General features: G+C 67.7%; 25 protein-coding genes. 16 read left to right on the forward strand and 9 right to left on the reverse strand.

The window, feature by feature from the left end; all coding sequences use genetic code 11:
* Window positions 1-79: 79 nt before the first annotated feature.
* The 3 genes from RJ527_07205 to RJ527_07215 all read left to right on the forward strand — a co-directional run bounded on the left by RJ527_07205 (window position 80) and on the right by RJ527_07215 (window position 1,873).
* Window positions 80-844, forward strand: a complete 765-nt coding sequence (locus RJ527_07205) for an EI24 domain-containing protein (GenBank protein ID WND77520.1) — start codon at window positions 80-82, stop codon at window positions 842-844.
* A gap of 73 nt (window positions 845-917) precedes the next feature.
* Window positions 918-1,436, forward strand: a complete 519-nt coding sequence (locus RJ527_07210; protein ID WND77521.1) for a polymer-forming cytoskeletal protein — start codon at window positions 918-920, stop codon at window positions 1,434-1,436.
* A 5-nt stretch (window positions 1,437-1,441) separates the two neighbouring features.
* On the forward strand, window positions 1,442-1,873 hold the full coding sequence (locus RJ527_07215) for a hypothetical protein (GenBank protein ID WND77522.1): 432 nt from the start codon (window positions 1,442-1,444) through the stop codon (window positions 1,871-1,873).
* Between the two features lie 4 nt (window positions 1,874-1,877).
* Here RJ527_07215 and nth read toward each other — a convergent pair whose 3' ends face one another.
* Window positions 1,878-2,510, reverse strand: a complete 633-nt coding sequence (gene nth / locus RJ527_07220; protein WND77523.1) for an endonuclease III — start codon at window positions 2,508-2,510, stop codon at window positions 1,878-1,880.
* Between the two features lie 101 nt (window positions 2,511-2,611).
* On the opposite strand from nth, the gene RJ527_07225 reads away from it, so the two are divergent.
* Both RJ527_07225 and RJ527_07230 read left to right on the forward strand, forming a co-directional pair.
* The gene (locus tag RJ527_07225; GenBank protein WND77524.1) at window positions 2,612-3,889 is read left to right on the forward strand and encodes an adenylate/guanylate cyclase domain-containing protein; all 1,278 of its coding nucleotides are present in this window, start codon (window positions 2,612-2,614) and stop codon (window positions 3,887-3,889) included.
* Between the two features lie 44 nt (window positions 3,890-3,933).
* Entirely contained in the window at window positions 3,934-4,473 is a 540-nt protein-coding gene (locus RJ527_07230; GenBank protein WND77525.1) for a DUF2244 domain-containing protein, read from the forward strand.
* A gap of 7 nt (window positions 4,474-4,480) precedes the next feature.
* Here the strand turns inward: RJ527_07230 and dapB are convergent, their stop codons facing one another.
* From dapB to hrcA, 5 genes are all read right to left on the reverse strand, one after another.
* Window positions 4,481-5,281 (reverse strand): 4-hydroxy-tetrahydrodipicolinate reductase, encoded by an 801-nt coding sequence (gene dapB, locus RJ527_07235; GenBank protein ID WND77526.1) that lies wholly within the window; start codon window positions 5,279-5,281, stop codon window positions 4,481-4,483.
* Window positions 5,282-5,529: 248 nt separating this feature from the next.
* Window positions 5,530-6,678 (reverse strand): molecular chaperone DnaJ, encoded by a 1,149-nt coding sequence (dnaJ, locus tag RJ527_07240; GenBank protein ID WND77527.1) that lies wholly within the window; start codon window positions 6,676-6,678, stop codon window positions 5,530-5,532.
* Between the two features lie 83 nt (window positions 6,679-6,761).
* Complete coding sequence (gene dnaK / locus RJ527_07245) at window positions 6,762-8,711, reverse strand: molecular chaperone DnaK (GenBank protein WND77528.1); 1,950 nt, start codon at window positions 8,709-8,711, stop codon at window positions 6,762-6,764.
* A gap of 241 nt (window positions 8,712-8,952) precedes the next feature.
* Window positions 8,953-9,699, reverse strand: a complete 747-nt coding sequence (gene grpE / locus RJ527_07250; GenBank protein ID WND77529.1) for a nucleotide exchange factor GrpE — start codon at window positions 9,697-9,699, stop codon at window positions 8,953-8,955.
* A gap of 50 nt (window positions 9,700-9,749) precedes the next feature.
* On the reverse strand, window positions 9,750-10,805 hold the full coding sequence (hrcA, locus tag RJ527_07255; GenBank protein ID WND77530.1) for a heat-inducible transcriptional repressor HrcA: 1,056 nt from the start codon (window positions 10,803-10,805) through the stop codon (window positions 9,750-9,752).
* Window positions 10,806-11,029: 224 nt separating this feature from the next.
* On the opposite strand from hrcA, the gene rph reads away from it, so the two are divergent.
* Genes rph through hemW form a run of 3 tightly spaced genes read left to right on the forward strand, consistent with a single transcriptional unit; the run spans window position 11,030 to window position 13,521 of the window.
* The gene (gene rph / locus RJ527_07260) at window positions 11,030-11,749 is read left to right on the forward strand and encodes a ribonuclease PH (GenBank protein ID WND77531.1); all 720 of its coding nucleotides are present in this window, start codon (window positions 11,030-11,032) and stop codon (window positions 11,747-11,749) included.
* 4 nt (window positions 11,750-11,753) lie between these two features.
* On the forward strand, window positions 11,754-12,359 hold the full coding sequence (gene rdgB / locus RJ527_07265; GenBank protein WND77532.1) for an RdgB/HAM1 family non-canonical purine NTP pyrophosphatase: 606 nt from the start codon (window positions 11,754-11,756) through the stop codon (window positions 12,357-12,359).
* A gap of 10 nt (window positions 12,360-12,369) precedes the next feature.
* A complete protein-coding gene (hemW, locus tag RJ527_07270) occupies window positions 12,370-13,521 on the forward strand; it encodes a radical SAM family heme chaperone HemW (protein ID WND77533.1) in 1,152 nt (383 codons plus the stop codon).
* 17 nt (window positions 13,522-13,538) lie between these two features.
* On the opposite strand, the gene RJ527_07275 is transcribed toward hemW, so the two are convergent.
* Window positions 13,539-14,975, reverse strand: a complete 1,437-nt coding sequence (locus RJ527_07275; protein ID WND77534.1) for a penicillin-binding protein activator — start codon at window positions 14,973-14,975, stop codon at window positions 13,539-13,541.
* Between RJ527_07275 and rsmI the strand changes: the two genes are divergently transcribed.
* The 7 genes from rsmI to RJ527_07310 all read left to right on the forward strand — a co-directional run bounded on the left by rsmI (window position 14,963) and on the right by RJ527_07310 (window position 20,300).
* Window positions 14,963-15,877 (forward strand): 16S rRNA (cytidine(1402)-2'-O)-methyltransferase, encoded by a 915-nt coding sequence (gene rsmI, locus RJ527_07280; protein WND77535.1) that lies wholly within the window; start codon window positions 14,963-14,965, stop codon window positions 15,875-15,877. The genes RJ527_07275 and rsmI overlap by 13 nt on opposite strands.
* Window positions 15,874-16,260 (forward strand): YraN family protein, encoded by a 387-nt coding sequence (locus RJ527_07285; protein WND77536.1) that lies wholly within the window; start codon window positions 15,874-15,876, stop codon window positions 16,258-16,260. The genes rsmI and RJ527_07285 overlap by 4 nt, the downstream gene beginning before the upstream one ends.
* Before the next feature lie 147 nt (window positions 16,261-16,407).
* Window positions 16,408-17,082, forward strand: coding sequence for a BON domain-containing protein (locus RJ527_07290; GenBank protein WND77537.1), 675 nt, complete (start codon window positions 16,408-16,410; stop codon window positions 17,080-17,082).
* 3 nt (window positions 17,083-17,085) lie between these two features.
* The gene (locus RJ527_07295; GenBank protein ID WND77538.1) at window positions 17,086-17,934 is read left to right on the forward strand and encodes a transglutaminase-like domain-containing protein; all 849 of its coding nucleotides are present in this window, start codon (window positions 17,086-17,088) and stop codon (window positions 17,932-17,934) included.
* A gap of 56 nt (window positions 17,935-17,990) precedes the next feature.
* Window positions 17,991-18,929 (forward strand): glutathione synthase, encoded by a 939-nt coding sequence (gshB, locus tag RJ527_07300; GenBank protein WND77539.1) that lies wholly within the window; start codon window positions 17,991-17,993, stop codon window positions 18,927-18,929.
* Between the two features lie 32 nt (window positions 18,930-18,961).
* On the forward strand, window positions 18,962-19,723 hold the full coding sequence (locus RJ527_07305) for a dienelactone hydrolase family protein (GenBank protein WND77540.1): 762 nt from the start codon (window positions 18,962-18,964) through the stop codon (window positions 19,721-19,723).
* A gap of 4 nt (window positions 19,724-19,727) precedes the next feature.
* The gene (locus tag RJ527_07310) at window positions 19,728-20,300 is read left to right on the forward strand and encodes a histidine phosphatase family protein (GenBank protein ID WND77541.1); all 573 of its coding nucleotides are present in this window, start codon (window positions 19,728-19,730) and stop codon (window positions 20,298-20,300) included.
* On the opposite strand, the gene RJ527_07315 is transcribed toward RJ527_07310, so the two are convergent.
* The gene (locus tag RJ527_07315) at window positions 20,288-20,917 is read right to left on the reverse strand and encodes an OmpW family outer membrane protein (GenBank protein ID WND77542.1); all 630 of its coding nucleotides are present in this window, start codon (window positions 20,915-20,917) and stop codon (window positions 20,288-20,290) included. The genes RJ527_07310 and RJ527_07315 overlap by 13 nt on opposite strands.
* A 241-nt stretch (window positions 20,918-21,158) precedes the next feature.
* On the opposite strand from RJ527_07315, the gene RJ527_07320 reads away from it, so the two are divergent.
* Entirely contained in the window at window positions 21,159-22,688 is a 1,530-nt protein-coding gene (locus tag RJ527_07320) for a YifB family Mg chelatase-like AAA ATPase (GenBank protein ID WND77543.1), read from the forward strand.
* A 27-nt stretch (window positions 22,689-22,715) separates the two neighbouring features.
* On the opposite strand, the gene RJ527_07325 is transcribed toward RJ527_07320, so the two are convergent.
* Window positions 22,716-23,150 (reverse strand): hypothetical protein, encoded by a 435-nt coding sequence (locus tag RJ527_07325; protein WND77544.1) that lies wholly within the window; start codon window positions 23,148-23,150, stop codon window positions 22,716-22,718.
* Window positions 23,151-23,174 lie beyond the last annotated feature (24 nt).

Here is a 23,174-nt window from a genome sequence, read left to right on the forward strand (position 1 = left end):
CGGCGTAAAACCGGGGACCGCCAGACCCGGCCGTGACCCGGCCCCTTGACGCCACCCAGGAACAGGACACCTCTTTTCCATGATCGATGCCCTCGTCAAAGGCGTCCAGCAACTGGGCGACAAGAACACCCAGAAACCGCTGTGGATTTCCATCGCCGTGGCGCTCGGCGTGTTCGCCCTGCTGTGGACGACCTCGGGCGCGCTCATCAAATACACGGCGGTGTTCGAGCTCGGCTGGCTTGAGACCATCGCCGACGGGCTCGGCTGGGCCCTGGTCCTGGTGCTGACCTGGGTCCTGTTTCCCGGCGTGGTGTCGGCCGTGGTCGCCCTGTTCCTGGACCGGATCGCCGAATCGGTCGAGGCCCGCCATTATCCGGACCTGGGCCCGGCCAAGGGCCAGGCCGTGGGCGAGCAGGTCATCGCGGCGCTGCGGTTTCTCGGCGTCATGGTGTCGCTCAACCTGGTGATCCTGCCGACCATGCTGATGGGCCCGGTCTATCCGGTGCTGTTCTATTGCGTGAACGGATACCTGCTGGGCCGCGAGTATTTCGAGATGGTCGCCGCCCGGCGCATCGACCTGGCCGGCACCCAGCGCCTGCGCCAGGCCCACGGCGGGCGGCTGTTCCTGACCGGGGTCGCCATTGCCTTTCTTTTGACAATTCCCGTGGTCAATCTCCTGACTCCGGTGATCGCCACGGCGGCCATGGTCCATCAGTTCGAAAAATGGCGGCGGCGGGGAACCTCGGGACAATCGGGAGGGACGCGGGGCGGCCCCCCGCAGGGCGCGCATCCGGCCCGTCCGGGCGCCAATTCCGTGCTGGACGGATCAGGGCCCAAGGCGTAAGTAATTGACTATGTTTGGGAAGAAAAAGGACGGCCCGACCGCACCGGCACCGGCCGCCCAGAAGGAAGCTGACGTGAGCGACGAAACAAAAGACGACGGCGGGGACCTCTCCGCGCCGCCCCTGAAACCATTTTCCCGCAAGGGCTCCCACGCGCCCAAGCCGCCCACATCGTCCGGCATGGCGTCCGAGATGCACCGCCGCCCGCCGGAGGTCTCGACCACGGCCCGGCGCATCGACCGCGCGCGCTCGCTCGACACCGCGTCGGACCAGAAGCGCCTGATCGTCGGCCGCGACATTTCCCTGACCGGCGAGATCACCTCCTGCGACCGTCTGGTCGTCGAAGGCCAGGTCGAGGTCACCCTGCCCGCCGCGCGCCTGATCGAGGTCGCGCCGACCGGCGTGTTCAAGGGCAACGCCGACGTCGAGGAAGCCGATATCTCCGGCCGTTTCGAAGGCGAACTGATCGCCCGCGGGCGCCTGGTCGTCCGCGCCGGCGGCCGCGTCCAGGGCAAGATCCGCTATGGCCGGATCGTCATCGAACAGGGTGGCGAGATTTCCGGCGACATGCAGACCCTCGACGAGGGCGAATAAGCCCGGTGCCTGCCCCGCGCCGCCGCCGCCTTCTTGTTCCCCTGATCCTCGGCCTTGCGCTGGCCGGCTGCGCCGGTGACGGCATGGCCCCGCCGGCATCCTCCGGGCCGCCCGCGGCGGCCGGGTCGTCGGGCGCGGCCCCGGCCGAGCCCGAGGTCGCCGCCCTGCCGCCCCTGCCCCGCATCGCCGTCCAGGCGGTTCTGGGATATTCCCGCCCCGATCTGGTCGCCGCGTTCGGCGCCCCCGCCTTCAGCCGCATCGACAAGGGGGCGGAAATCCTGCGTTTCCAGGGCGAGGGCTGCGTGCTCGACGTGTTCCTGTACAAGGACGCCAAGGACGCCGCCGCCCGGGTCGCCCATGTCGAGGCCCGCGACGAGGCCGGCAAGGCGACCGACCGCCAGTCCTGCGTCGACGCGACGCCGCGCCTGCGCGGATAAGCGCTTAAACGGTTTTTCCTTTAAATCGACAAAGATCGGCGACGACGCAGACCGCGCAGTCGGGCTTGCGCGCCTTGCATACGTAGCGCCCGTGCAGGATCAGCCAATGGTGGGCGTGGCGCATGTAAGCGGCGGGCGTGACCTTCATCAGTTTCTTTTCGACCGCCAAGGGCGTCTTGCCCGGCGCAATGCCCGTGCGGTTGCCGATGCGGAAGATATGGGTATCGACGGCGATGGTCGGCTCGCCGAAGGCGATGTTGCGCACCACGTTGGCGGTCTTGCGCCCGACGCCGGGCAGGGCTTCCAGGGCCTCCTGGTCGTTGGGCACGACGGAGCCGTGCCGTTCGATCAGGATGTTGCACAGCCTGAACACGTTGGCCGCCTTGGTGCGGTAGAGGCCGATGGTCTTCACGTAATCCCTGATCTTGGCCTCGCCCAGCGCCGCCATCTTTTCCGGCGTGTCGGCGATCTTGAACAACGGGCCCGTCGCCTTGTTGACGCCGACGTCCGTGGCCTGGGCCGACAGCACCACCGCGACCAGCAGGGTGAACGGGTTGACCCAGTCCAACTCACCCTTGGGCTCCGGGTTCTGGGCTTGCAGGCGGCGGTAGAATTCCTCGATATCGGCTTTCTTCATGGCGCTTTCTTCATGGCCGGACCTTCGGTTCTTGATGCATGTCATGCCGCCCCCGCCGGGGCGCCGCTAGATTGCCACCGACACCCGGCCCGGAACAACCAATGAACGACATCGGCTATCCCCTGAAGCGGCATTTCTGGCGGCGCATCGCGCCGGGCCTGGCCGTGCTGCTGGCCGTGATGGTGGCGGCGACCGTGTTTGCGGTGATCCGCACCACGGAAAGCATCTATCTGGAACTGGCGCGTCAGCGCGCCGAGGCCGTCTCCGCCGCCGTGTCCCATTCCGCGCCGGACGCCTGGGCCCACCTTCTGGCGCACGGCGACACCAAGGCCGACCACGACAAGCTGCGCGCCGCCATCGAACAGGAGGTGCGCGAACTGCGCATTCAGGCCATGAAGGTCTACAGTCTGGCGGGCCAGGTGCTGTTTTCCACGGACGCCGCCGACTTCGCCAAGCGCGAGACCAACGCCGCCCTCAAGACCGTCGTGTTCGACGGCAAGCCGGTCCTGGTCAGGATCACCGAGAACGGCCAACCGCTTTACGAAATCTACGTCCCCGTGACCGACGCGGCGGGCGACATCGCCGCCGTGTTCGAACTGTACGAGCCGGTCGCCTATCTGGATGCGCTGCTGCTGCGTTCGGGCGCCATCGCCGCCGCCGCGCCGGCGGCCGGGCTGGTGCTTTTGCTGGCCGGGCTGGGCATGCTGGTGGCGCGCGGCCAGCGCGAGATCGACAGCCGATCGGCCGCCCTCGACGAGACGCGGCGCAAGCTCGAGAGTTTCGTGTCGATGAGCGCCGTCGACGCGGCCAGGGGCGGCGGCGACATCCCGTCCCGGCGCGTGCGGCTGACCCTGTTCTATTCCGACGCCCGCGACTTCACCGGCTATTCGGAAAGCAACCCGCCGGAACGGGTGGTGTGGTACCTCAACGAATTGATGGGCATCCAGGTCGCGGCGGTCGAAGCCCACGGCGGCGACGTCGACAAGATGATCGGCGACGCGCTGCTGGCCCGTTTCGACGGCCCCGGCGCCGAGACCCGCGCACTTGCCGCCGCGCGCGACGTGCAGGATGAGCTGGCGCGCGCCAACCTGCCGCGCCCGGTCGGCATCGGCGTCTATACGGGCGAGGTCATCTCCGGCGCCATCGGGGCCGCCCATCGGCGCGACTTCACGGTGATCGGCGACGGCGTCAACGTGTCGGCCCGGCTGTGCGCCGCGGCGGCGGCGGGCGAGATCGTCGCCGACGCGGACACCCTTGCCGCCGCCGGCAGCGACGCCGACGGCGGATTCGGCCGGGAAGAGGCGATTTCCGTCAAGGGCCGGCGCGAGCCCGTGCGCATCCGCCGCCATCCCGGCGCGGCCGCAAACCCCGGGGCTTGAACGAAGGCTCTTTTCTCCGGCCGCCGCTTGCGTATCATGGTCGCATGAGCACGCCCGATGTCAGCCATGATCCCGACGCCTGCCTGTTCCGCACGGAACTGAGGCCCCACCGTTCGAGCACGCTGAAGGGCGTGCACGTGTTCATGTGGGTGCTGGCCGTGTTCTGGGTGCCGCTGTCGGTGCTGTTCATCATGATCGGCGCCTGGCCGGTGTTTCCCTTCATGGGGGTGGAGATGATCTTACTCTACGGCCTGCTGCGCCTGAACCTCAGGCGCGGGACCGAGGTCGAGACCATCGCCGTGACGGCGCGGGAGTTGAGCGTCGACCGCGTCACCCATTGGGGCCGCCATCACCGCTGGACCTTCCAGCCGCAATGGCTGCAGGTGCTGGTCGACGAAACCCGAGGCCGGGGGGCGCGGCTGCTGCTGCGCTCGCACGGGCGCTCGCTCGCCATCGGCCGGTTTCTCACGCTGGAGGAAAAGACCGGCGTCGCCAACCGCCTGAAGCAGGTGCTGGCCGAGCTGCGCAATCCGGTGCTGGCGCCCGCCTGGATGGTCGCCGTCTCGGCGGCGTTGATGGCTTAGCCCGGGCTTAGGCCAGGCCCAGCACGTCGCGCATGGAATACAGGCCCGGCGCCTTGCCTTCGCACCACATGGCGGCGCGCACGGCGCCGCGCGCGAAAATCTCGCGGCTGGCCGCGCGGTGGGTCAGCTCGACCCGCTCCGACGGACCGGCGAAGATCACCGTATGGTCGCCGACCACGTCGCCGCCGCGCAGGGTGGCGTAGCCGATGGCCCGGTCGGGGCGCGCACCCGTATGGCCTTCGCGCGACATCACCGCGTTGGCGTCATGGTCGATGCCGCGCCCTTCGGCGGCGGCGCGGCCGAGCATCAACGCCGTGCCCGAGGGCGCGTCGATCTTGTGCTTGTGATGCATTTCCACGACTTCGATGTCGTAATCGGGGCCCAGCAGTTCGGCCGCCTGACGGGCCAGACCGACCAGCAGGTTGACGCCGAGCGACATGTTGCCCGCCTGCACGATGGCGGCCTTTTCGGCCGCTCCCTGAACGGTGGACTGCTGCTCCGCCGTCAGCCCCGTGGTGCCGATGACCATGGCCGTCGCGGTGTCGAAGGCGAGCGCCGCATGGGCCGCCGTCGCCGCCGGCACGGTGAAGTCGATGACCACGTCCGACGCCGTGAACAACGCCCGCGCGTCGTCCATGACCACGGCGCCCACGGTCTTTGTTCCGACCAACAACCCTAAGTCCTGGCCGATGAAGGGGCTGCCCGCCTGTTCCGTGCCGCCGGCAAGCGCCGCACCGTCCGTCGCCATCACGGCCTGGATCAGCATGCGCCCCATGCGCCCGCCGCAGCCGACAATTCCGATGTTCATGAACTCAATCCTCGCAATCTTCGTTGGCGAGGAATCTATGGGCCGGGTCCTTGAAGTGAAAGCAAAAAACTTTCTTCTCCGTGTCCTCTGTGCCGTCTCTGTGATCTCTGTGTCCCATTAATCAGCCGCTCCCGGGCCTCGGTCGGGGGCCCGGGCGCGACAATGAAAGAATGGCTGGGGAGGACACGGAGGACCTCAGAGGACACAGAGCGGGCGGAGACTGCCTGAACCGCCGAAGACCGACCGGCTTAATCTTTCAGGTCTTCCCAGATTTCCTTGACCTTGTCGAAGAAGCCCGTGGATTGCGGGCTTTGGGTCTTCTTATCGCCGGCGGCGTCGAATTCCTTGAGAAGCTCTTTCTGCCTGTCCGTCAGATTCTGCGGCGTTTCCACCGTGACCTGGACGAACATGTCGCCGCGCGACTTGGAGCGCATGACCGACATGCCCTTGCCCGCGAGGCGCAGCTGGTGGCCCGTCGGCGTGCCCGCGGGGATGGTCACCCGCGCGCGCTTGCCTTCGATGGTCGGGACCTCGACCTGGCCGCCCAGGGCCGCCGTGGTCATGGGGATGGGCACCCGGCAATGGATGTCGGCGCCGTCGCGGTGGAAGAAACGGTGCGGGCGGATGCCCAGAAACAGATACAGATCGCCCGGGGGAGCGCCCCGCAGGCCGGCCTCGCCCTCGCCCGCCAGGCGGATGCGGGTGCCGTCCTCGACCCCGGCGGGAATGGTGACGCTGAGCGTCTTTTCCTTGTGCACGCGCCCGGCCCCGCCGCAGGTCCGGCAGGGGTCCTTGATCACCGTGCCCCGGCCCTGACAGGCCGGGCAGGTGCGTTCCACCGTGAAGAAACCCGATTGCGAGCGCACGCGCCCCGCCCCCCCGCAGGTCGTGCAGGTGATGGGGGCCGCCGCGTCCTCGGCGCCGGTGCCCTTGCAGGGCTCGCAGGCGACGGAGGTCGGCACGCGGATTTCCGCTTTCTTGCCGTTGAAGGCGTCTTCCAGCGACAGTTCCATGTTGTAGCGCAGGTCGGCGCCGTGGCCGCCGGCATGGCCGCCGCGCCCGCCGCGCTGGCCGCCCATGAATTCGCCGAACATTTCCTCGAAGATGTCGCCGAAGCCGGAAAAGCCCTGGCCGCCGGCATCGAAGCCGCCGCCACCGCCGCCGCCCGCCTCGAAGGCGGCATGACCGAAGCGGTCGTAGGCGGCGCGTTTTTCCGGGTCCTTCAGAACCTCGTAGGCCTCGTTCAGTTCCTTGAACTTCTTTTCCGCTTCCTTGTCGTCGGGGTTGCGGTCGGGATGAAACTGCATGGCGAGCTTGCGGTAGGCCGATTTCAGCTCACCGTCGTCGGCGCCCTTCTTGACGCCGAGAATGTCATAGTAATCGCGCTTGTCAGCCATGATCGAGAGCCCTCCCGGACATCAGGACGTTACAGACGGCGATCCGAAATGGCGCCGGGGGCCGAAGCCCCCGGCGCGCCGGATCAGTCGTCCTTGCCGCCCTTCTTGCCCTTGGGGGCGTCGTCGGCGTCCGGATTGACTTCCTCGAAGTCGGCGTCGACCACGGTGGCGTCCTCGGACTTGGCGTCGTCGGCGCCGGACGCGGGGGCGTCATCCGGGCTTTCTTCCTGGGCCGCCTTGTACATGGCTTCACCCAGTTTCATGGAGGCCTGGCTGAGCGCTTCGCACTTGGCGTTGATGGCCTCGGCGTCGTCGCCTTCCTTGGCTTCCTTCAGGTCCTCGACGGCGGCTTCGATCGCCGACTTGTCGTCCGCGCCGATCTTGTCGCCGTATTCCTTGAGGTTCTTTTCCGCCGAATGGATCAGGGTGTCGGCCGTGTTCTTGGCTTCGACCAGGGCCCGGCGCTGCTTGTCGTCGTCGGCGTGGGCCTCGGCTTCCTGAACCATGCGTTCGATGTCGTCGTCGGACAGACCGCCACTGGCCTGGATGCGGATCTGCTGTTCCTTGTTGGTCGCCTTGTCCTTGGCCGACACGTTGACGATGCCGTTGGCGTCGATGTCGAAGGTGACCTCGATCTGCGGCAGGCCGCGCGGGGCCGGCGGGATGCCCATCAGGTCGAACTGGCCGAGCAGCTTGTTGTCGGCGGCCATTTCGCGTTCGCCCTGGAACACCCGGATGGTCACCGCCCCCTGGTTGTCCTCGGCGGTCGAGAAGGTCTGGCTCTTGCGGGTCGGGATCGTCGTGTTGCGGTCGATCAGGCGCGTGAACACCCCACCCAGCGTTTCGATGCCGAGCGACAGCGGCGTCACGTCGAGCAGCAGCACGTCCTTCACGTCGCCCTTCAGCACGCCGCCCTGGATGGCGGCGCCGATGGCCACGACTTCGTCCGGGTTGACGCCCTTGTGGGGCTCGCGGCCGAAGAATTCCTTGACGATCTTGTTGACCAGCGGCATGCGCGTCATGCCGCCGACCAGGATGACCTCGTCGATTTCAGACGCCTTGAGGCCCGCATCCTTGAGCGCCTTCTTGCAGGGCTCGACGGTGCGTTCCACCAGGTCCTCGACCAGGGTTTCCAGCTTGGCGCGGGACAGCTTGATGTTGAGGTGCTTGGGCCCCGACGCGTCGGCGGTGATGAACGGCAGGTTGATTTCCGTCTGGGTCGTCGACGACAGTTCGATCTTGGCCTTTTCGCCGGCTTCCTTCAGGCGCTGCAAGGCGAGACGGTCCTCGCGCAGGTCGATGCCGTTTTCCTTTTTGAACTCGTCGGCAAGGTAATCGACGATGCGGTGGTCGAAATCCTCGCCGCCCAGGAAGGTATCGCCGTTGGTCGACTTGACCTCGAACACGCCGTCGCCGATTTCCAGGACCGAGACGTCGAAGGTGCCGCCGCCGAGGTCATAGACCGCGATGACGCCGTTTTCCTTTTTCTCGAGCCCGTAGGCGAGGGCGGCCGCCGTCGGTTCGTTGATGATGCGCAGCACCTCGAGCCCGGCGATCTTGCCGGCGTCCTTGGTGGCCTGACGCTGGGAATCGTTGAAGTAGGCGGGCACGGTGATGACGGCCTGGGAAACCGGCTCACCCAGGTAACTTTCCGCCGTTTCCTTCATCTTTTGCAGGATGAAGGCGGAAATCTGGCTGGGGCTGTATTTCGAGTCGTCAATTTCGACCCAAGCGTCGCCGTTGTCGCCCTTGACGATCTTGTAGGGGACCAGCTTCTTGTCCTTGGCCACCATCTTGTCGTCGTAACGGCGCCCGATCAGGCGCTTGATGGCGAACAGGGTGTGTTCCGGATTGGTCACCGCCTGGCGCTTGGCCGGCAGGCCCGTCAGGCGTTCGCCCGCGTCCGTGAAGGCAACCATGGAAGGCGTGGTGCGGACGCCTTCCGAGTTCTCGATCACCTTGACATCCTTGCCGTCCATCACGGCGACGCAGGAGTTCGTGGTGCCCAAGTCGATACCGATAACCTTACTCATGTGTTCAGTCCTTTCCTTAAGGCCAACCGTCCCAGGGCCCGATTGCGGCGCCCGTCTGCGGCTTCCATCGTTGTTTCAGGTGCTGCTTAACCCATGCCCCTTGGGATGAAAAGATGTCATCGCCCAGTTTACACGGCCCAGGGTTAACAGGCTCCTGCCAAAACCGCATCAAAGACCGTTGCGGTTCGAGGGTTATATAGGCGGGTGCGGACGGCCCCGCAACCCGGCTTTCCGGGGTTTTCTACAGCTTTTCGTCGACCCTGCCGCCGGCGCCGCCGGCATCCTTTTCGTAAGCCTTGCTGCCGTCCTTGCCCTCATTGCCGGCCGGGGCCGCGTCCTCGGCGGCCGGGGCCGCGGGTTCGGGTTTCGGTCCGCCCTTGGTCACGCCGACCTTGGCCGGGCGCAGCAAACGGTCGTTCAGCGTGTAACCGGCCTCGATCACCTGGGCCACCGTGCCCTGGGGCTGGGTCGGGTCGGGAATTTCGAACAGCGCCTCGTGGGCGTTGGAATCGAAGCGCTGCCCCAACGGGTCGAGGCGCTTGATGCCGCTGCGTTCCAGCACGGACAGCAACGCCCGCTCCGTCATCTCGACCCCGGTCATCAGGGTTTCGACGACTTCCGACGACTTGCGCGCCTCGGCGTCGATGCTGTCCAGCGCGCGGCGCAGGTTGTCGCCCACGGTCAGAATTTCGCGGGCGAAGGTCGCGATGGCGTATCTGGACGCGTCCTGCTTGTCGCGCTCGGCGCGGCGGCGCACGTTTTCGGCCTCGGCCAGGGCACGCAGGGTGCGGTCGTTGGCTTCGGAGAGCTGGGCTTCCAGCGCGGCGATGCGCTGGGCCGGGTCGGCCTCGCCCGCGTCCGCCGTCATCGACGGGATCGGCGGCTCGCCTTCCGGCGCCGCTTCCGGCTGGCCGGAATCGGCGGCGGCATCGGCGGCCGTATCCTCGGGCGCGCTGTCTGGGGTTTGCTCGGGTGTGGTCTCGGACATCTTTGTTCCTTCAGGGTGTTCCTTGCGGTTGGGGTCTGGCCGGCCGGGGATCAGCCGCGGCGGCCGGCGCCGATATAGCCGCCGATCAGATCGGCGGTGTAATCGACCATGGGAATGATGCGGGAATAGTTCATGCGCGTCGGGCCGATGACGCCGACGGCGCCGATGATCTGCTGCTGTTCGTTGCGGTAGCTGCGCACGACCATGGCGCAGCCCGACACGTTGAACAGGGTGTTGTCGGCGCCGATGAAGATCTGCACCCCGTCGGCGCGGTCGGCCATGGAGAGAATCTTCAACATCTGCTCCTTGGTCTCGAGCGCCGAGAACAGGCCGCGGATGCGTTCCAGGTCGGTGACCAGATTGACGTCTTCCAGCAGATGCGCCTGGCCGCGCACGATGAGCGAGCCGCCGGGCCCGGTGTCGCCGCCGGCCCAGGTCGCGAGCCCGCCCTCGACCAGCTTGGCGGTCAGCTCGTCAAGCTGGGCGCGCTGGTTTTCCAGTTCGGACATGATGCCGTCGTAGGCGTCGGAAATGCTGCGCCCGACCAGCTTGGCCGAGAGATAATTGGTCGCCTGGACCAGGGCCGAGGCCGGCAGGTCCAGGGGGATTTCCATGATCCGGTTTTCGACCACGCCCGATTCCGTGACCAGGATGACGAGGGCGCGGCCCGGGCTGAGATGCACGAATTCGATGTGCTTCAAGGGGCTTTCCGTCTTCGGCGCCAGCACCAGGGACGCGCAATGGGCCAAACCCGAAAGCGTCTGCGTCGCCTGCGCCAGCAGACCCTCGACGGAATTGGCCGTGCCGGCGCATTGGCTTTTGATGGAGGCGCGCTCGGTCTCGGTCAGATTGCCGACCTCGAGCAGGCCGTCGACGTAAAGCCGCAACCCCGTTTCCGTCGGCAGGCGCCCGGCCGAGGTATGGGGCGAGAACAGCAGGCCCATGTCCTCCAGGTCCGCCATGACGTTGCGCACCGTCGCCGGCGACAGGCTGACCGGCAGGCGCCGGGCCAGGGTGCGCGAGCCCACGGGCTCGCCGGTCTCGACGAAGCTTTCGACGATTTCCCGGAAAATCTGACGTGAACGGTCGTTCAGTTCTTCGATCATGGCCAAGTTTCGGTCTGCGGTCGGATCAGGGTCGCGGACATGAGGTTTCGATGAAATTCGGGCTTGCGCGGAATTTAGTCGCCGGACCGCCGGAGCGCAATGGCTGCCGGGCCGCGCCTGTTTCCGGCCCCGGCCGGGGACCCTCGACCAATTGCCGGGTTTACCGGGCCGCCCGCCGGGGCTAGGGTCTGGCCGAGGAGACCATCTACGGGGGGAATTTATATATGAGACCATCGGGCCGCGCCGCCGATCAGTTGCGCGATATCGTGCTGGAGCCGGGATACGCCAAGTATGCCGAAGGATCGTGCATGGCGCGGTTCGGCGAAACCCATGTGCTCTGCGCCGCCACGGTGGAGGAACGGGTGCCCGGCTGGATGCGCGATTCCGGCAAGGGCTGGGTCACGGCGGAGTACGGCATGCTGCCGCGTTCGACCCACAGCCGCACCAACCGCGAGGCCGCGCGCGGCCAGCAATCGGGCCGCACCCAGGAAATTCAGCGCCTGATCGGCCGCTCCCTGCGTGCGGTCACCGATCTCAAGGCCATGGGCGAAATTCAGGTGCGTCTGGACTGCGACGTGATCCAGGCCGACGGCGGCACCCGCACGGCGGCCATCACCGGGTCCTACGTGGCGCTGCACCTGGCGTTTCAGCGCTGCGTCGATCTCGGCCTCATGAAGGCCATTCCGCTGACCGATCAGATCGCCGCCGTGTCCTGCGGCATCTTCAAGGACACTCAGGTTCTCGATCTCGATTACGCCGAGGATTCCTCGGCCCAGGCCGACGCCAACTTCGTGTTCACCGGGCGCGGCGGGATCGTGGAAATCCAGGGCACGGCCGAGGACGCGCCGTTTTCCCCGGCCCAGTTCGACGACCTGATGGCCCTGGCCCGCAAGGGCGTCGATGAGCTGTGCCAGGCGCAACGCCGGGCCATCGGATTGGAATAGCGGCATGGCCCGGGCGTTCACGGAAGACCGGCTGGTCATCGCCACGCACAACCCGGGCAAGCTGCGCGAAATCGGTGCCCTGCTGGCGCCCTTCGGGGTCGCCGTGACCTCGGCCGGGGAATTGGGCCTGGCCGAGCCCGTCGAGGACGGCGACAGTTTCAAGGCCAACGCCCTGATCAAGGCGCGGGCCGCCGCCGATGCTTCCGGCCTGCCGGCCCTGGCCGATGATTCGGGCCTTGCCGTGGACGCGCTGGGCGGGGCCCCCGGCATCCATTCGGCGCGCTGGGCCGGACCCGAAAAGGATTTCGGCGAGGCCATGGCGCGGGTTTGGGAACTGGTCCTGGAATCCGAAGACCGGCGGGCGCACTTCGTCTGCGCCCTGGCCCTGGCCTGGCCCGACGGGACGTCGGAAGTATTCGAAGGCCGGGTCGACGGCGACATCGTCTGGCCGCCCACGGGCGACAAGGGCTTTGGCTACGATCCGATCTTCCAGCCCGAGGGCTATTTCATCACCTTCGCCGAGATGGAACCCGCCGCCAAGCACCACATCAGCCACCGCGCCCATGCCTTCGAACAGCTGGTCGCGGCCTGTTTCAAGGGCCGGGGCTGACCCCGCCGCGATGACCCCCTTCGGCGTTTACGTGCATTGGCCGTTCTGCGAATCCAAATGCCCCTATTGCGACTTCAACAGCCACGTTCAGGATGCGGTTGACCAGGCGCGCTGGGCCAAGGCCCTGATCGCCGACCTGGCCCATTACGCGGCGGATACCCAGGGGCGCACCGTGACCACCGTGTTTTTCGGCGGCGGCACGCCGTCTCTGATGAAAGCGGAGACTGTGGCCGCCGTGATCCAGGGCATCCGCGATTTGTGGCCCTGCGCCGACGACCTGGAAGTCAGCCTGGAAGCCAATCCGTCGAGCGCGGAAATCGCCGCCTTTCCCGACCTCAAGGCCGCCGGGGTGACACGGCTCTCGGTCGGGGTGCAGTCGTTCGACGACGCGGCGCTTTCCGCGCTCGGCCGCCGTCACGACGCCCAGGCGGCGCGCCGGGCCCTGGCCGGGGCGCGCAATCATTTTGAAGAGTTTTCGTTTGATCTTATTTACGCAAGGCCTGGGCAAACAAAGGACAACTGGCGCCAGGAGCTGAAGGAAGCCTTGACCTTCGCCGGGCCGCACCTGTCGTTCTATCAATTGACGATCGAACCCGGCACGCCTTTTCATAAGGACGGCGTGAAGGCCGCCGAGGGCGAATTGGGCGCGGCCCTGTTCGACGTCACGCAAGAGGTTCTGGGCGAGGCGGGCCTGCCCGCCTATGAGATTTCCAACCATGCCCGGCCGGGCCATGAATGCCGCCACAACCTGAACATCTGGCGCGGCTGGGATTATGTCGGCGTCGGGCCGGGGGCGCATGGCCGCCTCGCCCTGGCCGGAAAGGACGGGATGCAGGATTGGGGCACCCATCAGATCCACAATCCCGAACGCTGGCTGAACCTTGTCGAATCCAAGGGCCACGGCACCGCCAAAAGGCGCCTGCTCGACGACGGCGACCGCGCCGAGGAAAGGGTGATCATGGGCCTGCGCCTGACCGAGGGCATCGACCGCGCCCGTTTCCAGGCCCAGGCCGGGCGCGACGTGCTGACCCTGATCAACCCGTCGAAGCTCGCCTATGCGGTAGGTGCCGGTTACGTGGAACTGGACAAAACCCGCATCGCCGCCACCGCCGAGGGGCGATTGCGGCTCAACAGCCTGCTCGCGTCGTTGCTGGCGGCGTAACCGAACCTGTTAATTCGCTAGTTCGTGACCGCCTGGAAGGTCGCCGGCGCCTTGTCGATGACCACCGCGCCGCGCTGGCGGACCTGAAGGATGGCAAGGCCGCGTTCCGACGTGCCGTCGGGCAGGAAGCGGAAGATACCGTCGCGTCCGGCGAAGCCGTTGGGATTGGCGATCAGTTTGGCCGTGAAGCGGTCGGGCCCGGGCAATTGGGCCAGCACGGCGGCGAGCGCCGCCGCGTCATAGGCGATGGTCGCGAGGCGGGGCGGCGCCTCGCCGTAGACGTCCTGATATTCCTTTTCGAACCCGGCGCGCGGGCCCGGCGGCGGGGCCGCGTACCAGCCGCCGACCAGGGCCGGCTCGGCGCCGATACCCGGCTCGTCCCATTGCCCGGTGCCCAGCATGCGCACCTTGTTGGGGTCGATGTCGTAGAACGGCAGCAAGGCGGCGATCGCCTGCAGGCGCTTGCCGCCGTCGGCGACCAGAAGCGCATCATAGGGCAGGTCGCCCATGGTCTGCAGATTCTCCAGGCGCGCCAGGGCGGCCTTGGACACCTCGTCCTCCTTGCCCTCCAGCTCCTTCTGCTGGTTCAGCAGGGTCTGGCGGCGGAATTCGTAATCGGCCATGTCGCGGACCACGGCGGAGAAATCGTCGGCGTCGGGGTTATAGACCTCAAGCCGCGCGATCTCGCCGCCGGCGCGGCCGACGGCGGCCTTGAAGGCATCCAGCACCGTGCGGCCATAGGCGTTGTCCGGCGCCATGGCGGCGAACCGCACGACCCCCCGTTCACGGGCGAAGGAGATCACCCGTTCGACCTGGGCGCGGGGCAGAAAGCCCAGGGTATACACCCCGTCGCCGGCGACCGAACGGTCCGAGGAAAAGGCCACCACCGGCACCCCGGCCTGACGCGCGACGGAGGCGGCCCCCCGCACGTTGGCCGACAGCAGCGGGCCCAGGATCAACCGCGCCCCGTCGCCGATCGCGAGCTGGGCCGCCTCGGCCGCCCCTTCGGGCGTGCCCCGGGTGTCGTGGGTCAAAAGCTTGAACTTGTCGTCGGCGAAGGAAAACAGGGCCATCTGCGCCGCGTTCAGCAGCGCCTGGCCGACGCCCGCGTTCTGCCCCGACAGCGGCAGCAGCAGGGCGACCCGGACCGCGCCGTCGTCGGGCGCCGTGATGGTCGTGGTCTGGGCCTGGGCCGGTTCCGCCGGAGCGGCTTGCGTCAGGGGCGGCGGGGCCGGGCGCGGCACCGGCGTCACCGCATAGGTCGGCGGCGGTGGCGTGCGCGGACCCGAGACGATCGGCCGGGACGGCGCTTCCGATTGGGACTTGCCGCCTTGAATTAACCCGCCGAATGACGATGATTGGCACGCGGCCAACAAGGGCAGCAGCAGCACCGCCGCGACGACCGCGGCCAGGGCCGGGCGCGAAAGGGCGTTTTGCGAATATGACCTGTTCATCCGATGATCCGCCGGAAATTGCTGCCAAGGACGTGCGGGCGCCGGATGACGCCCCGTTGGAGGCCGCACTGTATCTGGTCTCCACACCCATCGGCAACGCCGGAGACGTCAGCGCCCGGGCGCGCGACGTTCTCGCCCGCGCCGATCTGATCGCCTGCGAGGACACCCGGGTGACCGGCAAGCTGCTGATGATCCTGGGCATCAAGCGCGGCGGCGACGGCGGCCGCCTGCTTGCCTATCACGACCACAACGCGGCCCACCGCCGGCCGCAGATCATGGAACGCATCAAAAACGGCGGCAGCGTGGCGTTGGTGTCGGACGCGGGCACGCCGCTGGTCTCCGACCCGGGCTACAAGCTGGTCGCCGCCTGCGTCGAGGATGGGTTGAGCGTGACCGCCGTGCCGGGGCCGTCGGCGCCGCTGATGGCGCTGACCCTGTCGGGCCTGCCGACGGACCGTTTTTTCTTTCAGGGCTTCCTGCCCGCCAAGGGCGCGGCGCGGCGCACGGCGCTGGCCGAAATATCCACCGTGCCGGCGACCCTCATCTTCATGGAATCGGGGCCGCGCCTGGCCGCCTCCCTGGCCGACATGGCCCAGGTGCTGGGCCCCCGCCCGGCCGCCGTGGCCCGTGAGCTGACCAAGAAATTCGAAGAGGTCCGGCGCGGCGCCCTGGACGAGCTGGCCGCCCATTACGCCGAGGCCGGCCCGCCGCGAGGTGAAATCTGCGTTGTCGCCGGCCCCCCCGGCGGGGAAGCCCAGGCGACGGAAGCCGACATCGACGCCCTGCTGACCGAGGCCTTGGCCAAGGGATCGGTGAAGGACGCGGCGGCCGAGGTCGCGGCGCGCACGGGCCAGCCGCGCAAGGCCCTTTATGCCCGGGCCCTGGACCTGAAGCGAGGATGACCCGGCCGGCGACCGGCACGCACGGCCGACGCCGCGCCGAACGCCGAGGCCGCGGGGCCGAGGCCCTGGCCGCCCTGCTGCTGATTCTCAAAGGCCACCGCATTCTGGCCCGCCGGGCGCGCACGCCCGCGGGCGAGGTCGACCTGATCGCCCGCAGGGGCCGCATCCTGGTGTTCGCCGAGGTCAAGGCGCGAAGCAGCCTGAATGCCGGCACGGAAGCCCTGGCCCCCCGCCAGCAGGACCGCATCGCCCGCGCCGCCGAGGCCTTCGTGCGCACGCGCCCCGATCTGGCCGGGCTGGACTGGCGATTCGATCTGATCGTGGCCGTCGGCGGCTGGCGGCTGAAACACCTGAAGGACGCCTGGCGGCCCGGCCTGGGCTGACCCCAGTGCCATGAAAACCGCATATTCCATCCCTTATCCTGTGTCCCCGTCCCCGGAAGACGGCGTCAGAGAATTTGTCGCCGGTCCGGTCCGGCGCTAGAATGCCCGCCGACCGGGGACCGTCCAATGCAGGAGATTTCACGCACCATGGCCGCACCAATTCGACCGTCCCGAGCGACACCCCGAACCGCCCCCGCCCTGCCCCGCGCGTTCGCCGCGCTGCTGTTGCTCGGCGCCGCGGCCGGCCTGACCGGCTGCGTCGGCGCCGCCGTGGGCGCGGGGGCGACCGTGGGCGTCGCCGCCATGGACGACCGGGGCGTGCAGGGCGTCGCCCGCGACGCCGGTCTGGCCACGCAGGTGCGCGGCAAATGGCTGAATCACGATCTGGAAACCGGCGACACCCTCGCCGTCGACGGCAGCATCAAGGTCTATAACCGCCGCGCCATGCTGACCGGCACGGTGAAGACCGAGGACATCCGCGCCAAGGCTGTGCGCCTGACCTGGGAGGTCGAGGGCATCGAGGAAGTGATCAACGAACTGGCCGTCGGCGACACCACGATCTCCGACTCGGCGGTCGACAGCTGGATATCCACCCAGCTCACGACCAAGCTGACCTTCGACAAGGACGTCCAGGCCATCAACTACATCATCGAAACGGAAAACGCCGTGGTCTATCTGCTGGGCGCGGCGCAAAGCCAGGCCGAGCTTGACCGCGTGCTGGGCCACGCCCGGGGCATTTCCCGGGTCCGCGACGTGGTCAGCCATGTCCGCATCAAGGCCCCCGAAGCCCCCGCCGCCGATCAGCCGAAAAAGGCATCCTGAGCCATGACGGTTGGTGCCGGCATCCTGGCCGACGACCTTCGGCGCGCCCTCGGCGAGATCGGCCGCCGGGACGACGCCGACTTTCCCGTCGCCGACGCCGCGCTGCATCTGGCGGCGGCGCGCCTGCCGGGCCTCAACCTGGGGCCTTACGAGCGCCACCTTGCGCGCCTGACGGCGGAGGTCGCCGATTACGCCGGTCCCGGCACGCCGAACCTGGCCGGCCAGTACGACGCCCTGATCCAGGTCATCGACCGGCGCTACGGATACGGCGGCAACGAAAGCGTGTTCGAGGATCTGGACGCCGCCAACCTGGCGCGGGTCATCGACACCCGGCGCGGCCTGCCGGTGGCCCTCGGCATCGTCTACATGGAAGTCTGCAACCGCCTGGGCTGGTCCCTGGTCGGCCTGGATTTCCCCGGCCGCTTCCTGGTCCGCCTGGAGCATGGGGGCGGGCGCATGATCCTCGACCTGTTCGAAGGCGGGCGGGAACTGACGCCGCCGGACCTGCGCGGCATGCTGAAGACCATGGCCGGGGCCGATGCCGAACTGCATCCGCGCTATCTTTCGGAAATGACGGCGCGGCAGGTCGTGCTGCGCCTGGAGGACAACATCCGCGTGCGCCAGATGCAGCGCGGCGAGCTGGCCGACGCCGCCGACACGATTGCCCTGATGCTGCTGGTCGCCCCCGATACCGGGCACCTGTGGCGCGAGGCCGGGATCGTCAACGCGCGGCTCGACCGCGTCGCCCGCGCCGTCGAGGCCCTGGAGGAATACCTCAAGCGCGCCCCCGGCGAGGAAAACGGCTACGAGGCGTCCTTGCTGTTGCAGGAATTGCGGGCCAAGTTAAATTAACCGGCCGGCCCCTGCCCCACGCTTCCCTCATCGGCCGAAGGATAAGGATTTCCCCCATGGCGCTTACCGTGGCCATTCAGATGGACCATGTGTCGTCCATCGACATCAACGGCGACAGCACCTTCGTTCTGGCGCTGGAAGCCCAGCGCCGCGGCCACAAGCTGCTGCACTATCTGCCGGGGGACCTCGCCTATCACCATGGGCGCGTGACCGCCTGGGCCGAGCCCATGGAGGTGCGGCGCGCGGCGGGCAACCACTTCACCCTGGGCGAGACATCCCGCGTCGATCTGGCCGACGTGGACGTGGTGCTGATGCGCCAGGACCCGCCCTTCGACATGGCCTATATCACCGCGACGCATCTTCTGGAGATGGTCCACCCCAAGACCCTGGTGGTGAACAACCCGGCCGAGGTGCGCAACGCGCCCGAGAAACTGTTCGTCACCCGCTTCGCCCAGTTCATGCCGCCGACCCTGATCGCGACCAACCGCCGCGACATCCTGGCGTTCCGCGAAGAGCACAAGGACATCATCGTCAAGCCGCTCTACGGCAACGGCGGGGCCGGCGTGTTCCACATCGCGCCCGGCGACGAGAACCTGAATTCGCTGTTGGAAATGTTCACCGAGATGTTCCGCGAGCCGGTCATCGTGCAGGCCTATCTGAAGGACGTGCGCCAGGGCGACAAGCGCATCATCCTGATCGACGGCGAGGTCGCGGGCGCGGTCAACCGCGTGCCGGCGGCGGGGGAAAGCCGGTCCAACATGCATGTCGGCGGCAAGCCGGTGAAGTCGGAACTGACGGCGCGCGAACGCGAGATCTGCGCGGCGCTGGGGCCCGAGCTGAAGGCCCGCGGCCTGATCTTCGTCGGCATCGACGTGATCGGCGGCTACCTCACGGAAATCAACGTGACCTCGCCGACGGGATTGCAGGAAATCAACCGCTTCGACGGGGTCAGCCTGGAAAGCGACATCTGGGACGCCATCGAGGCGCGGCTTTAGACCGCGACAAGAAACGCAAAGGGAGAATCGACATGGCGCTGATTGAAGGAATGGTCGAGGTGCCGACCAAGTACGGGCGCATGCCGTCCTTCGTCGCCCGGCCCGACGCGGGCGGGCCGTTTCCGGCGATCATCTTCTACATGGACGCGCCGGGCTTTCGCGAGGAACTCTGCAACATGGCGCGCCGCATCGCGAAAGCGGGCTATTACTGCATCCTGCCGGACATGTACTACCGGCTCGGCACGCTGCGCCTCGACAACACCCGGCGCACGGAGGCCATGACGAACGTCTGGCGGGAGGCCATGAATTCCCTGACCAACGCCGACGTGACCGACGACACCGCGGGCATCCTGGCCTTCCTCGACGCCCAGGCCGACGTCGCCGCCGGGCCGGTCGGCTGCGTCGGGTATTGCATGAGCGGGCGTTATGTGGTGACCGTCGCCGGGCGCTTCCCGACGCGCATCAAGGCGGCGGCCAGCATGTACGGGGTCGGCATCGTCACCGCCGCCGAGGATTCGCCCCATCTGCTGCTGGATCGGGTCCAGGGCGAATTGCTGTTCATCTTCGCCGAGACCGACGCCCACGTGCCGCAGGCCACGGTCGAGGCGGTGAAGAAGGCGATCAAGAAGACCGGCGCGAAGGCGGCGGTGGTGCAGCCCAAGGGCACCCAGCACGGCTTTCAGTTCGCCGAACGCCTGGTCTATGCGCCGGTGCCGGCGGAGGCCGCCTGGGACAAGCTGTTCGCCCTGTGGGACCGCAACCTGAAGAAAGCCGCCCCGGCGAAGCGCAAATAGCATCGTGAAAACACTTCTTCTGCTGCGCCACACCAAATCCGACTGGGCCGAGCCGGGACGTGACGACATCGACCGGCCGCTGGCCCCCCGCGGACGCGATGCCGCGCCCCGCATGGGCCGTTACCTCAAGGATGAGGATCTGATCCCCGATCTGGTGCTGTGCTCCACCGCACGGCGCGCCCAGGAAACCTGGGATCTGGTCGCGGCGGAACTGGGCCGCGAGGTTCCCGTGCGCTTCAGCAAGGGACTTTACGCCGTCTCGTCGGCGGCGCTGTTGGCGGCCGTCCGCCGCGTGCCCGACGACTGTGCCCGCCTGCTGCTGATCGGCCATAACCCGGAGATCGAGGACCTGGCCCATCGTCTGGCCGGGACCGGCAAGGCCAAGGCGCTGGCGCGTCTGGCGGAAAAGTATCCGACAGGTGCTCTCGCCGAAATCCGCTTCGCGCGGGACAGCTGGACCCAGGTCGGCGAAGGGACCGGCACGCTGGACCGCTTCGTGCGGCCCCGGGACCTGGACAAACCGTCCGGCCCCGGGAACGCCGCGGTCAGGGGCCGACGCCCCGGTCAGAAGGTGTAGCCGAAGCCGATGCCCACGACCCAGGGGTCGAGGTCCGTGCCCTTGGCGTTGACCCCGCCGCTGTTGGCGACGATGTCGGTCGATACGAAGACCTTCTTGAGATCGAAGTTCAGCGACCATTTGTCGTTCAGTTTGTAATCGATACCGGCCTGAAAGGCGTAGCCGAATTCGTCGCTGTACGAGACCTTGTTGACGCTGGGCCCCTTCTTGTCCGCGAAGGTGATCGTGTAGTTGATGCCCGCGCCGACATAGGGATTCCACCGGCCGTCCGGATTGAAGTGATATTGCAGCGTGAGCACCGGCGGCAGGGCGCGGACCGTTCCCAGGTTAAGGTCGCCCGCGGTCGAATCCTTGACCTTCACCCGGTGCTTCGTGGTCGCCAGGATCAATTCGGCCGAAATGTGCTTGGTGAAGAAATAGGAGAAATCCAGTTCCGGCACGTAGTCGTTGGAGGTGCTGGCCTGACCGCCGAAAGCGTCGGTGGTGCCGCTGGTGTCGGTCATGAAGCCGATGCCGCGCAGGCGCATGAGGATGTCGCCGGGTTCCGCGGCAAGAGCCGGCGCGGCGCTCGCCGCCGCAAGGGCGAGCGTCAGAACGCCCGTGGTGAGGGATCGCATGATATGGGAAATCCTCGTCTATCGTTTGGTGCGGTTGCAATGTCCCCAAGAACTGTGGGGATAAACTAGGCGACGTCCCGGACAAATGAATTGATCCAGATCATCCGCCGATCGACCGCGGACGGAGGCCGAACGCAATCCCGGTCGGCGGTGGCCCACGCCACGCCGGAATACTAGGCAAAGGATATTATCGGCCCTACAATTGCGCGTATTAGGATCAGCCGCCGGAAAGGAGAATACGGTGGTCGCACGCATCGCCACCGCCGCCTTTCAAGGCATCGACGTGCTGGACGTAGACGTCCAGGTTCAGATGACCGGCGGCTTGCCCGCGTTTTCCGTGGTCGGCCTGGCGGACAAGGCCGTGGCGGAAAGCCGGGAACGGGTGCGCGCCGCCCTCCACGCCATGGGCCTAGCCCTGCCGCCCAAGCGCATCACCGTCAATCTGGCCCCCGCCGATCTGGCCAAGGAAGGCAGCCACTTCGACCTGCCTATCGCGCTTGCCCTCTTGACCGCCATGGACGTGCTGCCGGCGGACGACATGGCGCGCTATCTGGCGCTGGGGGAATTGGCGCTCGACGGCGCGCTGGCCCCGGTCGCCGGCGTGCTGCCCGCCGCCGTGCATGCCAACGCCCGGGACCTGGGCTTGATCTGCCCGGCCCGGCAGGGCGGCGAGGCGGCCTGGGCTGGGGGCTCTGACATTCTCGCGGCCCCCAGCCTTTTGGCCCTCGTCAACCACTTCAAGGGCACGCAGGTGTTGTCCCCGCCCGCCCGGCCCGAGGCCGGCGGCGATGCCCGCTATCCTGATCTGGCCGACATCAAGGGCCAGGAAACGGCCAAGCGGGGGTTGGAGATCGCCGCCAGCGGCGGCCATAACCTGTTGATGGTCGGCCCGCCGGGGGCCGGGAAATCCATGTTGGCGCAGCGCCTGCCCGGCCTGTTGCCGCCGCTTGAGCCGGAAGAGATCCTCGAAGTTTCCATGGTCCAGAGCCTGGCCGGGGCGTTGACCGGCGGCGGGCTCTCCAGACAAAGACCGTTCCGTGACCCGCATCATTCGGCGTCGCTGCCGGCCCTGGTCGGCGGCGGCCTGCGGGCGCGGCCGGGCGAGGTCTCCCTCGCCCATCAGGGTGTGCTGTTTTTGGACGAACTGCCGGAATTCCAGCGCGCCGCCCTGGAAAGCCTGCGCCAGCCGCTCGAAACCGGGCGCGCCGCCGTGGCCAGGGCCAACGCGCATGTGACCTATCCGGCGCGGTTCCAGATGGTCGCCGCCATGAACCCCTGCCGTTGCGGTTATCTGGGCGACCCGGCGCAGGCCTGTTCCAAGGCGCCGCGCTGCGCCGAGGATTACCAGGGCCGCATATCCGGCCCCCTGTTCGACCGTATCGACATTCATCTGGACGTGCCCGCCGTCAGCCCCCTGGACCTCGACCTGCCGCCGCCGGCCGAGGGCACCGCCGAGGTCGCCGCCCGGGTCGCCGCCGCGCGGCAAATCCAGGCCGACCGCTACAGGGACGTCCGCGACCAGGGCGTGCGCACCAACGCCCAGGCCGATGGGGAGTTGCTGGACAAGGTCGCCAAACCGGACGACGCGGGACGCAAACTGCTGGTGGACGCGGCGGCGCGCCTGGGTCTCAGCGCCCGGGGCTATCACCGGGTGCTGCGCGTGGCACGCACCCTGGCCGACATGGACCAGGCCGGCGGCGTGACCCGGCTGCACGTGGCCGAGGCGTTGTCGTTCCGCCGCCTGATACCGGGGCGGGGCGGCGGCCGCTGACCCGGGATGCGGCCAGGGCCGGGGCCGTCAATGGATCATGGTGGGGACGGGGCCGGTCAGGCAGGCGGCGGCCCAGGCGTAGCCTTCGTCGAAATCCCAGAAGTTGCGGGTTTCGCCCTTGCGGCGAAACACGATGTTCCTGGACATGATGTAGAAGCGGCAGGCGATTTCCACGCCGGGATTGCCGCCGGTGATCAAGGCGCAGCGCTGCCGCGTTTCGCCCAGGGTTTCCATTCGGCTGAACACAAGCTTGGCGATCTTGTTCCATTCACCCTGCGGCGGAATGAAACGACGCAGATCCGCGACGGCCGGCACCATGGGATCGCGGCCATGCGGAAAGAGGCGCGCCGTGGCGGCGCGGTGCCGCTCGGCCCATTTGTCGACATCAAAGACGCCGCTGAACCGGAAAATCAGCACGCCGTTGTCGTCCAGCCGCATATCGAAGTCGAAATCCGTGTCCATGCATAATCCCCCGGTTATTCATGG

This window comes from Thalassospiraceae bacterium LMO-SO8 (genome assembly GCA_031655335.1).
GTDB lineage: Bacteria > Pseudomonadota > Alphaproteobacteria > Rhodospirillales > Casp-alpha2 > UBA1479.